This is a genomic window from Streptomyces sp. NPDC059957 (genome assembly GCF_042730015.1).
Lineage (GTDB): Bacteria > Actinomycetota > Actinomycetes > Streptomycetales > Streptomycetaceae > Streptomyces.
Genome location: NZ_JBHWMB010000014.1, coordinates 25,415 through 40,595, shown reverse-complemented (window position 1 = coordinate 40,595; position 15,181 = coordinate 25,415). Strand labels below are relative to the sequence as shown.

Here is a 15,181-nt window from a genome sequence, read left to right as displayed (position 1 = left end):
CCCCGGCCGGGACCCCTCATACGGTCCGTACAACGAAGTACGGCACTCGACACAGCGCCCGCCACGTCCCCGACCAGGGGTGGCGGGCGTTGTGGCGTTTCGGGGTGGGTTTCATCCGCTGCCGGGGCGGGGTGCCGACCTGCGGGGTGGGCCGTGGCGGGTTATCAAGGGGGGTGAAGGCGAGCCCGGTGGGTGTGGGGGTCGCCGCCCCCACGCTGAGGAGTGCTTCCCGTGGAGTTCGAGGTCAATGGCGTCCCGTGTGTGGTGGACGTGGACGGTGATCCGGCCGCCGTCGAGGTGGTGCGGGAGCAGTTGGGGCTGACCGGCACCAAGCTGGTCTGTGCCGGCGGGGTGTGCGGGGCCTGCACGGTGCAGGTCGACGGTGAGCCTCGGGTGGCGTGTCTGACGCCGGCGGTGCGGCTGGCCGGGCGGCGGGTCACGACGGTGGAGGGGCTGGCCGGTCACCCGGTCGGGCGTGCCTTCGCCGGTGAGGACGCCCTCCAGTGCGGCTACTGCACGCCCGGGTTCGTGGTCGAGGCGGCCGCGTTCTTCGAGCGGTGGCGGGCCGCGCACGGGCGGAGCAGGCCGGGGCGGGAGGAGATCGCGGAGGCGCTGGCGGGGCACCTGTGCCGGTGCGGGGCCTATGAGGGGATCTTCAGTGCCGTGGCGGCGGCCTGTGCGGGGGACTACGACGGGGAGGCGGCGGCCGTTCCGCGAGCCGAGGCTCCCGAGAAGGTCGACGGGTCGGCCCGGTACACCACCGATCACCGGCCCGAGGGGCTGCTGGAGGGCGTGATCATCCGCTCGCCGCACGCGCATGCGCACGTACGGTCCCTGGAGGCCGGGGATGTGGTGGTGGTGCCGATGCTGCCCCCCGACGGGGTGGTGCGGTACGTCGGACAGCCCGTGGCGGCGGTCGCCGCGGCGGACCGGGCCTCGGCACGGGCGGCCGCCGAGCGGGTCACGGTGGAGTACGAGGTGCTGCCGGCCGCCCTCGACGTGAGCCGGTCCCGGGCCGGCGAGGGGCCGCTGGTCTACGAGGACAAGGCGTCGCGGAAGCTGGCGCCCGGGTCGGGTGAGGCCCCGCAGCTGACGCCCGCCCGCTGGCGCGGCAACCGGCGCGGGCCGTCGGCGATGAGCAAGCGCCCGGCCACGGCCGTGCGCCGGATCACGGAGGCCCGTAAGAACAGCCCCGAGCGGGTGGTCGAGGGCCTGTTCACGACCGCCGCGCAGAGCCATACGCCGCTCGAACCGCACGCCTGCCTGGCGGAGTGGGTCGACGGCACCCTCCACCTGGAGGTGTCCACGCAGTCGGTCAAGCAGGTGGCCGTACTCGCAGCCGAGCGCTTCGGCGTGCCCGTGGAACGGGTGGTGGCCCGGGCCGTCCACGTGGGCGGCGGTTTCGGCTGCAAGATGGGGCTGACCTCCGACGTGGTCGCCGCGGTGGAGCTGGCCCGGCTGCACGGCGCCCCGGTGCGGGTGGTGCTGGACCGGGACGAGGAGCTCACCGACGGCGGGTACCGGCCCGGCACCCGGATCCGGCTGGCGATGGCCGCGGACGCGGCAGGCGGGCTGAGCGCGCTGGCCATGGACGTGGACACCGACGGCGGGGTCTCGGTCGGCGGCACCGTGGCGGCGCTCGCCCGGTTCATGTACGGCAAGGCACCGCGCCGGCTACGGGACTTCGACGCCGTCACCCACCGGCCGCCGGGCGCCCCGTTCCGCGGTCCCGGCGGCCCCACGATGTGCTGGGCCCTCGAGCAGGCCGTCGACGAGATGGCCCACCGGCTCGGCCAGGACCCGATCGCGCTCCGCCGCCGCTGGGACGGGAACCCGAAGCGCCACGCGCTCTACGACCTGGCCTCGGCGCTCCCGGCCTGGTCGGGCACCCGCGGCGGCACCGGGCGCTTCCGCCGGGGCGTCGGTGTCGCGGCGGCCAACTGGCTGTACTTCCTCGACCCCGTCACCGAGGTCGAGCTCACCGTCGAGGACGGGATCGTCGTCGCCCGCTGCGCCGTACAGGACATGGGCACGGGCTCGCGCACCGTACTGCACCGGGCAGTCGCCGAGGGGCTGGGCGTGCCGGAGGAGAGGGTGCGTGCCGAGGTCGGGCACAGCGACACCGTCCACGGCCCCACCTCCGGCGGCAGCCGCACCACGCCGTCGATCGTGCCCGCCGCCGCGGACGCCGCCGCACGGCTGCGCGAGGCGCTCGGCGCCGGTGACGGCGACGTGGTCTCCCGGTTGGGCCTCGCGAACGGGGTACGGGTCACCGGCCGGCGCACCCGGGACCACCGGGGCTTCGTGACCCCCCTCAATCTGACCATGGGGGGCGTGGCGATCGGCCGCGGATTCACCGGATCGGTGCAGGTCGCCGAGGTGGAAGTGGACACCCGGCTCGGCCGGATCCGCCCCCTGCGCGTGTGGAGCGGCATCGCCGCGGGCCGCATCCACGAGGAGCGCCTGGCCCGGAGCCAGTGCGAGGGCGCCGTCATCCAGGGCGTCGGCTACGCCCTGTTCGAGGAGCGGCGCACCGACCCGGCCACCGGCCGGGTGCTCACCGACAACCTCGAGGACTACCGCATCCCCGGCATCGCGGACACCCCCGAGATCACCGTCCACTTCCATCAGGAGGGCTTCGAACACGTCCCCGGCGGCGGAGTCGGCCTCGGCGAGATCTCCACCCTGCCCACCGCGGCAGCCCTGGCCAACGCGGTCCACGACGCCACCGGCCGGCGCCCGTACGACATGCCCATCCGCCCCGACCGCCTCCTGGAAGGACTGGGTACGTGAGCACCGAGCCCACCCTCACCGACCTCTCGGCCGCCGTCCTGGCCCGCGGCGGGGAGCTGCGCGCCGGTGGCACCGACACCACCGCGCGGCATCACTCCGGCATCACTCCGGGCCCGTTCACCGACCTCGACGGCGCCGACGGCCTGCGCGGCTGTACGCCGCTGCCTGACGGCGGGGTGCGGATCGGCGCCCTCACCACGCTCGCCGAGCTGACCACCGATCCGCGGGTGCGCTCCGGCTGGCCCGCCCTGGCGCTGTCGGCCGGGACCGCGGCGACCCCGCAGATCCGCGCCGCCGGCACCCTGGGCGGCAACCTGCTCCAGCGCAACCGCTGCTGGTACTACCGCAATCCGCACTTCAGCTGCCTCCAGAAGGGCGGCTCAGGCTGCCCCGCGCGCGAGGGCGACCACCACTTCGGCGTGGTCAGCGGCGACGGCCCGTGTGTCGCCCCGCACCCGTCGACCCTCGCGATGGCCCTGCTCACCTATGACGCCGCAGCCGAGATCCACGGCGAATCGCCGCGCAGCGTAGCCGAGTTGTACGGGGACGGCGGCCGGCTCCACCGGGCCGACCACCTGCTGGCACCGGACCGCATCCTCACCGCGGTCCGGCTGCCACCGCCCCTGCCGGGCGAACGCGCCGCCTGCCACCGCGCCACCAGCCGGGCCCACGGCGAATGGCCCCTGGTCGAGGCCACCGCCCGGCTCGCGCTGGACGGCGCCACCGTCACGCACGCCGCCGTCGCGGCGGGCGGCGTGGCACGGGTCCCGCTGCGGCTGCCGGAGGTGGAGACCGTCCTGATCGGCCGGGAGGTCACCCCCGAGCTCCTCGCGGCGGCGGCCGCGACGGTGCTCGACCGCTGCCGGCCGCTACCGCAGACCGGCTACAAGGCCACCCTGTTCCGCGACACCGTGCTGGAGGTGCTGGAGCGGGCCGCCGGAGCGGCCCTCACCGGTTAGCCACCCGCCGACGGAGCCGAGGTCGCCCACCGGAGGCCCTACCCGCGAGTATTGACTATTAGTCAATTCAGGCCCACGCTCGACGCGAGCCGTCGTGTCGTCTCTGGTGTGGGAGGTCGTCCCGTGCGTACGGATGAGGAAATGGGTCGTTTGGGCGGGGAGTTGGGGGGCGCCCGGCCGCCCGCTTCGTTCGCGGAGCTGGACGCCGGGGAGCTCGTACGGCTCGCCGAGGCGCTCAAGGCGGAGCGGGCGCGGCAGGCCGAAGGCCTGAACCAGGCCGCCGAGGAGGCGCTGGGACTGGTCCCGGCCCTCGCGCGCGGGGCCGTGCGCAAGGTGCTGTTCCGGTGAGCCGCGCCGAAGTGGAGAAGATCGCCCGGCTGGTGGGCACGGACGCCGGGGAGCTCGGCTTCCTGCGCGCACTGCCGGACGAGGACGTACGGGCGTTCCGGGAGCAGGTCAGCGGCGTACTGAACGACGGCGCACCCGAGATGCTCGACCGGATCGCCGCCGCGACCAAGCTGGTGCCGGCCGGGGTGGCGGCCGCCATTTCACAGAAGGCGCTCGGGCCCCGGCTCGCCGCCGGCGTGGCCGGCCGCCTGGAAGCGGGCCGGGCCGCCGCCATCATCGAGAAACTGCCCGTCTCCTTCACCGCCGAGGCCTGCGGGCACCTGGACCCGCGGAAGATCTCCGGGATCGTCGACCGGCTCGACGAGGGACTCGTCGTACGCATCGCCACCACCCTCGCCGAGAACCGCGACCACCTCACCATGGGCCGGTTCGTGGGCCACCTGCGGGACCAGGTGCTCCGCCGGATCCTCGACCAGGTCGACGACGCGGCGGTGCTGCGCGCAGGCTTCTACATGGACCTGCCCGAGCGGCTGCCCCGGATCCTGGAGCTCATGGGCGACGAGCGCCTCGGCGCGGTCGTACGGGCCGCCGCCGCCGAGGGGCTCTGGGAGGAAGCCCTCGGTGTCGCCGCGATGGTCGGCGGCGACCAGCGGCTGCGGATCGCCGAACTCACCGCCCGCCTCGGCGCGGCCGAACTCGACTCGCTCGTCCGGGTGACGCACGCCGAGGGCCTGTGGGAGTCGCTGCTCCCGCTCGTGGCGCTGCTCGGCGAGGAGGACCGCCTCGCGGTGGCCCGGCTGGACTCCCTGCGGGACCCGCTCGTACTGACCGGGGTGGTACGGGCCGTCGTGGCGACCGCGCTGTGGGGCGCCTTCCTGCCGCTGGTCGGCGTACTGCCCGAGGAGGCGCGCAAGGTGGTGGCCGACACCGCCGCCGGACTGGGCGACGCGGAGCTCGAAGGACTCGTCCGCGAGGTCGACAAGCAGGACCTGTGGGAGCTGGTGCTGCCGCTCGTCGAGCTGATGGAGGAGGCGGGGAAGGAGCGGATCTTCGCCCTGCCCGCCTTCCAGGAACAGGGGGAGCCGCAGGAGTAGGCCGGAACGCGGTCGGCGCCCGGCGGCGGAGTGGGCGCCAGGGGGGGGGCAGGGGGAGCCAGGGGGGGCAGGGGGAGCCAAGGGGAGCCGGGGAGGGGCGCGCGCGGTGCGGTGCGGCCGTCCCGTCAACAGGTGACCGCGGGCTCTCGTGCCTCTGCGTCAACACCGGGGCCTTCTGGTAACAGTGGGTCACATGCTCCCCTCCCACATGATGTTGAGCTGCCTGCTGGGCGCCGCGCTGCTCGCTCCCGTCTCCCTCGGGGCCGCCGACGGGCACCCCGCCGAGGGCCGCGGCGCGGACGCCCACAGCGCGGACGGCCGCACCGTCGACTACCGCGGGCTGCGCCTCACCGTCCCCGCCGACTGGCGGGTCGTCGACCTCGACCGGAACCCCGACGCCTGCCTGCGCCTCGACGTGCCCACCCTCTACCTCGGGCACGCCGGCGGCCAGGGCGAATGCGGAGCCGCCCGCGCCGCCGCCCCCCGCTCCGACACCCTGCACCTGGAGCCGCTCGACGGAGCCCCGCCGCGCGCCGACATCCCCACCGTCGGGGGCGAGGAGGGCGACCCCCTGCCCAAGGTCCGGGGCGACAGCAACGAGATCCGCTACGCCCTGCGCCGCGCCGGGGTGATGGCCACCGTCTCCTACGCGTCCACCCCCGAGGCCGTCCGTGGCGTCCTCACCAGGGCGGCCCGCGCCCTCACACCCCCGGCCGCCCCCGGCCCGGTCCCCGTCGATCCGGTCGGCGTCGCCGGCGGGGGTCCCCGTACGACCGTCCAGGGGCCCTTCACCGGCGAGGGCTTCGACGCCTGCACGGCCCCCACCCAGCGCACCATGAACGCGTGGCGGGCCGACTCGCCCTTCGGCGCCGTCGGCGTGTACATCGGCGGCCGTGCCCGCGCCTGCGCCCAGCCGCAGCTCACCGCCGGATGGGTGAGCCGGCAGGCCGAGGCGGGCTGGCACCTCATGCCGATCTGGGTCGGCCCCCAGCCCTGGAACAGCTCCTCCACGGGCCTGTCCACCGACCCCTCCGAGGCCAACGAGCAGGGCCGGGCCGAGGCCGAGGGCGCGGCCCACGCCGCGGCGGCCCTGGGCATGGCCGAGGGCACGGTCCTCTACAACGACCTGGAGAACTACACGGACCGGGCGACCTGGGACGCCCCGGTCGTCGCCTACCTCACGGCCTGGACGGTCCGCCTGCACGAACTGGGCTACGGCGCCGCCGCCTACGTCGCCGCGAGCTCCGGGGCCAAGGCGCTGAGCGCCCACTACGCCCAGGCCCCGGACGCCATGCCGGACGTGCTGTGGGTCGCCCGCTGGAACGGCGTGGCCTCCGTCGCCGACACCGACATGGGGCTGCCCGCCGGTATGAACCAGTGGACGGGGGGCCGCCGCGCCCACCAGTTCCGAGGGGACCACGACGCCACGTACGGGGACGTGAAGCTCAACATCGACCGGAGCTGGCTGGAAGTCGGCGCCCCGGCCATGAAGACACCGGCCCCGGCGAAGGCTCCGAAGACCCCGAAGGCCCCGGGCAAGGCGCCCAAGACCTCCAAGGCCCCCGCCAAGAACCCGAAGGCCCCCGCCAAGACCCCGAAGGCCCCCGCCAAGACCCCGCCCGGGATCCTGGCGGACGTCCTGACCGGGACCCCTGCCAGGACCTAGTGCTGTGAGAGACGGGCCGGCTCAGCCCGCCGCGGGCTCCTCGCGGGCCGGCTCGTCGTCATTGCCCCGGCGCAGGGTGCGCAGCCCGTGCTCCGGGGTCCACGAGCGGACCACCAGGTCGTCGCCCTCGACGCCGACGTGCACCACTTCCGTCAGCTCGGCGCGGAAGAGGTCGAAGGGGTGCGGGGTGTCGTTCTCCTCGGCCTCTTCCGCGTACCGGTGGAGCTCGGGCTGCTCCACGATCTCCACCGCGCGCCCGGAGATCCGTACGTCCCCGTCGGGCATCGTCTCGCCCGCGCCCGGGTTGGTGTGCAGGGCGAAGCGTCCGTCGCGCCGCAGGTCCTTGCCCTTCATCGACCCCGGCATCATGCCGAGCCACAGCTCGCCGCCGCGGATCTCGACGTTCAGCCCGGTCGCGCGCGGGGAGCCGTCCTTGCGCAGGGTCGCCAGGACGTGGTGCGGGAACTGCGCGAAGCGGGCCTGCACGGCGGCCGCGAATTCCGGTTCCGCCTTTTCGAATACGGCCCAGTTGTTCGTCGTCATACCTCCATCAAAGCGCGAGGCGGTGACAACCGCCCCTCAGGCGCGCACGATTCCCGCCGCCCGGGCGGCGGCCAGCCACCCCGGGAACTCCCCGACGAGCCGGTCGTAGAGCTCCGAGTCCGCGACGGTCCGCGGGTCGGGGCCGGCGTGGAAGTAGCCCGCGTTGTCCACGACCCGCGCGCCCGGGACGGGCAGTTCGTCCAGCCGCCGCAGGAAGTCGAACTGGGAGCTGCGCGTGTTGCCGAAGCCGACGAACTGCCAGAAGAGCGGCAGCCGGGCCGCCTTGCACAGGTACTTCTCGGCTGCGAGCTTGTTGATGGGGCCGCCGTCGGTCTGGAAGACGACGAGCGCGGGAAGGGCCGACCCCGAGTCCAGGTAGTGGTCGATCACCGCGTCCATCGCCGCGTGGTAGGCCGTCTTGCCCATGTGGCCGAGACCGGCGGCGATCGCGGTGACCCGCCCCTCGTGGCCGGCCAGGGAGATCTCCTCGACCGCGTCGACCTCCGTGGAGAAGAACACGACCGGTACGCGGGCGTCGTCGTCCAGGTGCGCCGAAAGTCCCAGCACCCGGTCGGCGAGGGCCTGCACGCTGCCGTCGTCGTAGTACGGGCGCATGGAACCGGAGTAGTCGAGGACGAGGTAGACCGCGGCCCGGCCGCCCTCCAGGCCGTGCGTGCGGAGGGAGGTCCCGGCGCTCTTGTACAGGCTCACCAGCGCCGGGGCGGTCTCTTCGATCTTCCGGAGGTCTATCGCACTGCCCGTCATGGGCCGAGCGTACGACAGCCACCGTCCCCCGTGCCCCCGGTCACCGGCGCGTCACCCCGTCGGGAGAAACCCCAAACGGGCCGCCAGCCGTTGACGGTGCGCGGCGGGGGAGCCGAAGAGCAGGGACGAGCCGTGCGACCGCTTGAAGTACTCGTGCGCCTCGTGCTCCCAGGTGATGCCGATGCCGCCGTGCAGCTGGATCATCTCGCCCGCCACGTACGCGTAGGCCTCCGAGCAGGCCGACTTGGCGGCGGCCGCCAGGTCCGGGGCCGCGTCGGCGGCGGCTGCCGCGAGGGCGAGGGAGCGGGCGCCCTCCACCGCGGTGTGCAGATCGGCGAGCCGGTGCTTGACCGCCTGGAAGGAGCCGATCGGCCGCCCGAACTGCACCCGCTCCTTCGCGTACCGGACCGTCGCCTCCAGCGCCCGCGCCGCCGCTCCCGCCTGTTCGGCGGCGAGCGCCGTGCAGGCCAGGTCCCGGACCCGGGCGAGGACTCCGGCGCCGTCGGCCGAGAGCAGCCGGGCCGGGGTCCGGTCCAGGGTCAGCTCCGCGAGGGGGCGGGTGCGGTCCATCGTGGACCGTACGGTGAAGGCCGCGGGCGCGGCGACGAGCTCGAACAGGCCGAGCGGGCCATGGCCCTGGCCGGGCTCGGTTCCGGGTCCCGGGGCTGCGTCCGGGACTGCGCCCGGGGCCGGGTGCATCCTGGCGAAGGCCAGCAGCAGGGACGGTTCGGCCGGTCCCGCCAGGACGTACCGCTTGGTGCCCGTGAGCAGCCAGCCGGAGCCTGCCGGCTCGGCCCGGGCCGCGAGCTCGTGGGCCTCCCAGCCCTCGCGCGGGACGTCGGAACGGGGCCCGGACCCGCTGCTCCCCGCCGAGCCAGGTCCGGCACCCGGGGACTCCGCCCAGGCCAGCGCGCCCACGACCGTGCCCTCCGCCAGGTCCGGCAGGTGCTTCGCGCAGGCTTCCCGGTCGCCGGCCGCGAGCAGGGCCCCCACGGTCAGCACCGCCGAACCCAGGTACGGTACGGGGCTCAGCGCGCGCCCCAACTCCGCCATGACCACCCCGACTTCGGCGGGCCCGCAGCCCAGCCCGCCGTACTCCTCGGGGACCGCGAGCCCGGCCGCGCCGATCTGCGCCGTCAGCGGAGCCCAGGCGGTGTGGCCGGGGTGGCGGGCCAGGACGGCCCGTACCGCGCCGCGGAGTTCTTCCTGCTCCCCCGTCGGCTCCAGCGGCCTCACGCCGACTCCCCTCGCGCCGTGCGGCGCAGCTCCGTCTTCAGCAGCTTGCCGCCCGCGTTGCGCGGGAGCTCCTCCAGCCGGGTGAACCGCCGAGGCACCTTGAAGTTGGCCAGGCGTTCCCGGGTCCAGGCGGTCAGCTCCTCGGAGGTGACCGGGCCGGTGGTGACGACGTAGGCCACCCCGACCTCGCCGAGCCGCTCGTCGGGGGCGCCGACGACCGCCGCGTCGGTGATGGCGGGGTGGGTCAGCAGCACGTTCTCCACCTCCGCCGGATAGGCGTTGAAGCCGCCGACCACGTACATGTCCTTCAGCCGGTCGGTGATGGCGAGGTAGCCCCGCCCGTCGAGCACGCCGATGTCCCCGGTGCGCAGCCAGCCGCCGGGCAGCACGGCTTCGGCGGTGCTCGCCGGGTCGTCCAGGTAGCCGGGGGTGACGTGGTAGCCGCGGACCTGCACCTCGCCCGGCTCCCCGGCGGGCAGCACGGCGCCGAGCGGGTCGGTGATCCGTACCTCGGTGTCCGGCAGCGGCAGGCCGACCGTGTGCGCGAGGGTCCGGGCGTCGGCGTCGGTGGGGCAGACGGACACGACTCCGCCGGACTCGGTGAGCCCGTACGCGGTGAACACGTCGGGCGCCCCCAGTTCGCCGCGGATCTCCTCGACGAGGGAAGTGGGCACCGAGGCGGCCCCGGTGCCGGCCAGGCGCAGCGCCGACAGGTCGTGCGCGGCCCGCGCCGGGTGGCGGATCAGGCCGTGGAAGACGGTCGGCGGGCCCATCAGACAGGTGACGCGCTCGGCGGCCATGCGGTGCAGGATGCGGTCGGCGTCGTAGACGGCCTCGGGGAGCATCGTGACCCCGCGCAGGAGGCAGGCGAGCACGCCGGCCTTGTAGCCGAAGGTGTGGAAGAAGGGGTTGACCAGCAGGTAGCGGTCGCCGGGGCGCAGGGTGACAAGGCCGGACCAGGAGGCGTAGAGCCGGACGGTCTGGCCGTGGGTGGTCATGACCCCCTTGGAGCGCCCGGTGGTGCCCGAGGTGTAGAGGATGTCGCTGAGGTCCCCGGGGCGTACGGCGGCGGCCCGCGCGGCCCGCTCCGCGTCGGGGACGGCCTCGCCGGCGTGCAGGTAGGCCTCCCAGGAGACGCCTGCGCCGTCGTCACCCGCGCAGTGCTCCCCGCGCCCGTCGCGCAGGATCACCGTCGAGGCGAGCGCCCCGAGGTCCTCGCCGGAGGCGTGCAGGTCACGGGCGTAGTCGGTACCGAGGAACCCGCGCTCGGTGAACAGCACGCGGGCGCCGCTGCGCCGGATGACGTCGGCGGCCTCGGCGGGCTTGTAGCGGGTGTTGACCGGTACGAGGACGGCTCCGGCGCCGACCGCGCCGAGGGCGGCGGTGATCCACCGGCGGCTGTTGGGGGCCCAGATCGCGACCCGGTCGCCGGGGCGGATGCCGTGGGCGATGGCGGCGCGGGCGGCCGCGGAGATCTCGGCGGCGAGGCGGGCGAAGGTCCAGCGGACCTCTCCGTCGGCGAGCGCCTCGCGCTCCCCGTACGCGTCGGCGGCGTACTCGGGGAGCCGGGCGAGCGTGGCGGGCGGCTGCGGCTGCGGCTGTTGCTGTGGTTGAGGCGGGGGTGGTGGTGGCATCGGACCCTCCCTACTTGACGAGCGAGCGTGGGCGGTATCCAATCACAGGTGTTTCGGTTAGGCATATACCTAGTAGAAATAATCAGGGAGGTTCTCATGAGGGAGGCAGCCATGCCCGACATGAAGTCGGTCCTGTCCAGCTTCTGTACCGGCGTCGCCGTCATCACGGCACGCGGAGCCGACGGCCGCCCCGTGGGGATGGCCGTTCAGTCCTTCTCCTCCGTGTCCCTGGACCCGCCGCTGGTCTGCTTCTGCCCGGCGCGCACGTCCACCACCTGGCCCGGGATCCAGGCGGCGGGGGCCTTCGCCGTCAACATCCTCGCCGCCGACCAGCAAGAGCTGTGCCGCCGCTTCGCCGTCACCGGGGGCGACAAGTTCGCCGGTGTCCCCTGGCGGGCCGGCGGGAACGGCGCGCCCCTGCTGGACGGGGTCCTCGCCACCGCCGAATGCGATCTGGAGGCCGCCCTGGACGGCGGCGACCACGCCATCGCCCTGGGCCGGGTCACCGCCCTCACGGCACACCGCGAAGGCGCGCCGCTGCTCTACTTCCGGCGCACCTACGGGCGCTTGCCGGGCTTGCCGGGCGCCGGATCCGGGGCCGGTGCGGGGCTCGCGCCGCGCCCGCTCTCCAGTGCCGCGATGTCGTCCAGCATGGCCGCCGCGAGGTCGCGCTCGGAGGCGTAGTACCGCTCCGCCCACTTGAGGGTGAGCGTCGGGTACGCCCACGAGGCCTCTTCCTTGGCCCCGTCCGCGTCGGCCACCGCGCGCCGCCGCATCTTCTCCGCGAACTCCTGGTGCTGCACCAGGACTTCGCGCATCTGCTCCGGCTCCAGCAGGTGGCCGAGCCACAGCCGCAGCATCGGCCCGTGCTTGAGCACCGGCGGGTCGACGGGCGCCTCGCGCGCCCAGCGCCGTACGGCCGTCATGCCCTCGTCCGTGATCCGGTACACCCGCTTGTCGCGGGTGCCGGTCTCCTGGGCGACCATCCGCGAAGAGGCGTAGCCGGCCTTCTCCAGCCGCTTGAGCTCGCTGTAGATCTGGCTGAAGGACGGGCTCCAGTAGAAGAAGCGCAGCGACCAGTCCGACCACTTCTTCAGGTCGTAGCCGGAGAGCTCCTCCCCGAAGGAGAGCAGTCCGAGCACCGCCCAGCTGGTCGCGGGGAGCGTGCGGCCGTTCGCCTCTTCTGTCGCCTCGTTCGTCACGCAGCGCAGTCTACGACCGGTCTTCGCGGCGCCCTTCCCCCGGCGGGGTATGACTGCTAGAAGTATTCCTATTCGAAATACATCACCGACGTGCCGTGCCCAGCGCACGGCTGGGAGGTCCCCCGTGAAGTTCTCGATGATCTTCGAGGCGCAGCTCGTCGACCCGACGCCCGAACGCGAGCGCCAGGTCATCCACGACTGCGTCGAACAGGCCGTGTTCGCCGAGGAGATGGGTTTCGACCGGATCTGGGCCGTGGAGCACCACGCCCTCACCCAGTACGCCCACATGAGCGCCTCCGAGATCTTCCTGACCTGGGTCGCCGCCCGGACCGAGAAGATCCGCATCGGCCACGGCGTCGTCACCATGCCCTTCGGCTACCAGCACCCCGTGCGCGTCGCCGAACGCGCCGCCATGCTCGACGTGCTCTCCGGCGGCCGCGTGGACATCGGCGCGGGCCGCGGCGCCACCCGCCAGGAGATGTCCATGTACGGGGTCCGCCCCGAGGACACCTACCCGCAGATGGAAGAGGCGCTGCGGATCTTCTCCTCCGCCTGGCGCGAGGAGAAGTTCGAGTGGCACGGCTCCATCGACATCGGCCCCGGTGCGATCCTGCCCCGCCCGGTCCAAGACCCGCACCCGCCGCTCTTCATGGCCTGCTCCAAGCACGACACCCTCAAGCTCGCCGCCGAACTGGGCATCGGAGCCCTCGTGATGGGCTTCGCCGGCGCCGACGACGTCCGCACCATGCGCAAGGTCTACGACGAGGCCATCGCGACCCGCAGCGGCGAGCGCTTCGTCTCCACCGAGGTCAACGACCACCTCTCCGCGCTCTGCCCCACCATCGTCCTCGACGACGCCGAACGCGCCCTGCGCCTGGGCACCCGCGGCCAGCGCTTCTTCGCCGAGTCCATCGCCCACTGGTACGGCAACGCCCCCGAGCCCACCGGCTACTCCGAGGACGAGACCGCCGAGGAGCACGTGGCCGCGCTGGAGAAGGGACGCGAGGAGCTGGTCGCCAAGCTCCACGAGGCGAACATCCCGGCCCGCCCCATAGACACCGGCACCTACAACGCCGAGCATGCCTACGGCAACGCCCAGACGGCCATCGCCTACGTCGAGCAGCTCCGCGAGATCGGCGTCGACGAGGTCATGTGCCTGATCCAGATGGGCACCGTCCCGCAGGAGGCCTGCATGGAGACCATCCGCCAGTGGGGCGAGAGCGTCATCCCGCACTTCCGCGCCCTGGAGGGCTGACCCGTGACCCCCTCCCTCGACGGCAAGGCCCACAGCGGCAAGGTCCTCGACGGCAAGGTCGTCGTCATCACCGGCGCCGGCCGCGGCCAGGGCGCGGCCGAGGCCCGGCTGTGCGCCGAGGCCGGAGCCCGCGTCGTGGTCACCGACATCCGGGAGGAGGAGGGCCGCGCGGTCGCCGACTCCCTCGGAGACCAGGGGCTCTACGTACGCCACGACGTGGCCGACGCCGCCGACTGGTCGGAGGTGGTCCGCGAGGCCGTACGCGCCTTCGGCACCATCTCCGCCCTGGTCAACAACGCCGCGCTGTGGCGCACGGCCCACGTCGAACGCCAGCGCCTCGAAGACTTCGAAGCCCTGCTGCGCGTCAACCTCCTCGGGCCGTTCCTCGGCATCCAGGCGGTGGCCCCGGTGCTGCGCGCCGGGGGAGGCGGCTCGATCGTCAACGTCTCCTCCACGGCCGGACTGGTCGGCATCCCGGGCCACGCGGCGTACGGGTCGAGCAAGTTCGCCCTGCGCGGGCTGACGAAGTCGGCCGCACTGGACCTGGCGGGGGACCGGATCCGGGTCAACTCCGTGCATCCGGGGGCGATCGACACCCCGATGGTCAGCGAGGCCGTCGCGGGACGGGACTGGTCGCACCTGCCGCTGGGGCGGATCGGGCGGCCCGAGGAGGTCGGGGAACTGGTCCTCTTCCTCTGCTCGGACGGTTCCTCGTACATCACGGGCGCGGAGTTCACGGTCGACGGCGGGATGACGGCGCGATGAGCGGCACCGGCACGGGTACCGGCTCGGGTACCGGCTCCCTGTCCCCTGCGGCCCGCGGGCTGTGCGACGCGATGTCGGCATTCTTTCCCGGACCGGGGGACCCGGCCGCCCTGCGGGCGGCCGCGTCCGGCTCCCGCGGCGGCGGCGTGGAGGTGGCCTCCGTACGGGACGCGGTCGCGGACGGCGTCCCCGTCCGCGTCTACGACCCGGCGCCGGGCGCCGGGGACCGCCCGCTGGCGGTGTTCTTCCACGGCGGGGGCTGGGTGATGTGCGGCCTGGACACCCACGATGCGCTGTGCCGGGCGCTGGCCGCGGCCTCGGGCGCGGTGGTGGTCTCCGCGGACTACCGCCTCGCACCCGAACACCCCTGGCCGGCGGCGCCCGACGACGCGCTGACAGTGCTCCTCTGGGCCCGGGCGCGGGCGGCCGAACTGGGCTGCGACCCCGCACGGCTGGTCGTCGCCGGGGACTCCAGCGGAGGCAACCTCGCAGCCGTGACGGCCCTGCGCGCCCCCGAACTGGTCGCCGGCCAGCTGCTGTTCTACCCGCCGCTGGACGCCTCCATGGAGCACCCCTCCGTAGCCGAGTTCGCCGAGGGGTACTTCCACACGGCCGCGCACATGGCCTGGTACTGGGAGCAGTACGGCGGCGACCCGGCCCACCCGCACGTCTCCCCGCTGCGCGCCCCCGACCTCTCGGGGCTGCCGCGCACCCTGCTGGTCCTGGCCGACTGCGACGTCCTGCGCGACGAGGGCCTGGCCTACGGGCGAAGGCTGGGGGAGGCGGGCGTGGACTGCGCGATCCAGCTGGTCCCCGGGGTCTTCCACGGGTTCCTCGGCCTGCCGCTCCCCGCCGCGGCCGCGGCGATCGCGGCGGCGGGGGCGTGGGTGGCGGCGACGGGCACGCAGTAGAGAGGACACG

At 74.2% G+C, this 15,181-nt stretch carries 13 protein-coding genes and 1 pseudogene; 9 read left to right on the top strand and 5 right to left on the bottom strand.

Annotated elements, in window-relative coordinates:
• Positions 1–231: 231 nt before the first annotated feature.
• The 5 genes from ACFWBW_RS12185 to ACFWBW_RS12165 all read left to right on the top strand — a co-directional run bounded on the left by ACFWBW_RS12185 (position 232) and on the right by ACFWBW_RS12165 (position 6,860).
• On the top strand, positions 232–2,793 hold the full coding sequence (locus tag ACFWBW_RS12185) for a molybdopterin-dependent oxidoreductase (RefSeq protein WP_385370893.1): 2,562 nt from the start codon (positions 232–234) through the stop codon (positions 2,791–2,793).
• The gene (locus ACFWBW_RS12180; RefSeq protein ID WP_385370891.1) at positions 2,790–3,752 is read left to right on the top strand and encodes an FAD binding domain-containing protein; all 963 of its coding nucleotides are present in this window, start codon (positions 2,790–2,792) and stop codon (positions 3,750–3,752) included. The genes ACFWBW_RS12185 and ACFWBW_RS12180 overlap by 4 nt, the downstream gene beginning before the upstream one ends.
• Before the next feature lie 141 nt (positions 3,753–3,893).
• The gene (locus tag ACFWBW_RS12175; protein WP_385370890.1) at positions 3,894–4,100 is read left to right on the top strand and encodes a hypothetical protein; all 207 of its coding nucleotides are present in this window, start codon (positions 3,894–3,896) and stop codon (positions 4,098–4,100) included.
• Positions 4,097–5,194: a hypothetical protein gene (locus tag ACFWBW_RS12170; protein WP_385370888.1), complete on the top strand. Its 1,098-nt coding sequence runs from the start codon at positions 4,097–4,099 to the stop codon at positions 5,192–5,194. The genes ACFWBW_RS12175 and ACFWBW_RS12170 overlap by 4 nt, the downstream gene beginning before the upstream one ends.
• A gap of 193 nt (positions 5,195–5,387) precedes the next feature.
• On the top strand, positions 5,388–6,860 hold the full coding sequence (locus ACFWBW_RS12165) for a glycoside hydrolase domain-containing protein (RefSeq protein WP_385370886.1): 1,473 nt from the start codon (positions 5,388–5,390) through the stop codon (positions 6,858–6,860).
• Between the two features lie 21 nt (positions 6,861–6,881).
• Here ACFWBW_RS12165 and ACFWBW_RS12160 read toward each other — a convergent pair whose 3' ends face one another.
• Genes ACFWBW_RS12160 through ACFWBW_RS12145 form a run of 4 tightly spaced genes read right to left on the bottom strand, consistent with a single transcriptional unit; the run spans position 6,882 to position 11,038 of the window.
• Positions 6,882–7,403, bottom strand: a complete 522-nt coding sequence (locus ACFWBW_RS12160) for a pyridoxamine 5'-phosphate oxidase family protein (RefSeq protein ID WP_385370884.1) — start codon at positions 7,401–7,403, stop codon at positions 6,882–6,884.
• Between the two features lie 36 nt (positions 7,404–7,439).
• On the bottom strand, positions 7,440–8,168 hold the full coding sequence (locus ACFWBW_RS12155; RefSeq protein WP_385370882.1) for a VWA domain-containing protein: 729 nt from the start codon (positions 8,166–8,168) through the stop codon (positions 7,440–7,442).
• Positions 8,169–8,219: 51 nt separating this feature from the next.
• On the bottom strand, positions 8,220–9,404 hold the full coding sequence (locus ACFWBW_RS12150; protein WP_385370880.1) for an acyl-CoA dehydrogenase family protein: 1,185 nt from the start codon (positions 9,402–9,404) through the stop codon (positions 8,220–8,222).
• Positions 9,401–11,038: a FadD3 family acyl-CoA ligase gene (locus ACFWBW_RS12145; protein WP_385370878.1), complete on the bottom strand. Its 1,638-nt coding sequence runs from the start codon at positions 11,036–11,038 to the stop codon at positions 9,401–9,403. The genes ACFWBW_RS12150 and ACFWBW_RS12145 overlap by 4 nt, the downstream gene beginning before the upstream one ends.
• 96 nt (positions 11,039–11,134) lie before the next feature.
• On the opposite strand from ACFWBW_RS12145, the pseudogene ACFWBW_RS12140 reads away from it, so the two are divergent.
• Positions 11,135–11,548: pseudogene (locus tag ACFWBW_RS12140) on the top strand (flavin reductase family protein); the annotation flags it as partial.
• Between the two features lie 47 nt (positions 11,549–11,595).
• Here ACFWBW_RS12140 and ACFWBW_RS12135 read toward each other — a convergent pair.
• Positions 11,596–12,249 carry a PadR family transcriptional regulator gene (locus ACFWBW_RS12135; RefSeq protein ID WP_385371035.1) on the bottom strand — a complete coding sequence of 218 codons (654 nt, stop codon included), beginning with the start codon at positions 12,247–12,249 and terminating at the stop codon, positions 11,596–11,598.
• Between the two features lie 115 nt (positions 12,250–12,364).
• Here ACFWBW_RS12135 and ACFWBW_RS12130 point away from each other — a divergent pair, with 115 nt between their 5' ends.
• From ACFWBW_RS12130 to ACFWBW_RS12120, 3 genes are read left to right on the top strand one after another with little or no spacing between them, the layout of a single operon-like run.
• A complete protein-coding gene (locus ACFWBW_RS12130) occupies positions 12,365–13,495 on the top strand; it encodes an LLM class flavin-dependent oxidoreductase (RefSeq protein WP_385370876.1) in 1,131 nt (376 codons plus the stop codon).
• 3 nt (positions 13,496–13,498) lie between these two features.
• Positions 13,499–14,260: an SDR family NAD(P)-dependent oxidoreductase gene (locus tag ACFWBW_RS12125; protein WP_385370874.1), complete on the top strand. Its 762-nt coding sequence runs from the start codon at positions 13,499–13,501 to the stop codon at positions 14,258–14,260.
• Positions 14,257–15,171, top strand: a complete 915-nt coding sequence (locus tag ACFWBW_RS12120) for an alpha/beta hydrolase (RefSeq protein ID WP_385370872.1) — start codon at positions 14,257–14,259, stop codon at positions 15,169–15,171. The genes ACFWBW_RS12125 and ACFWBW_RS12120 overlap by 4 nt, the downstream gene beginning before the upstream one ends.
• Positions 15,172–15,181: the final 10 nt, after the last annotated feature.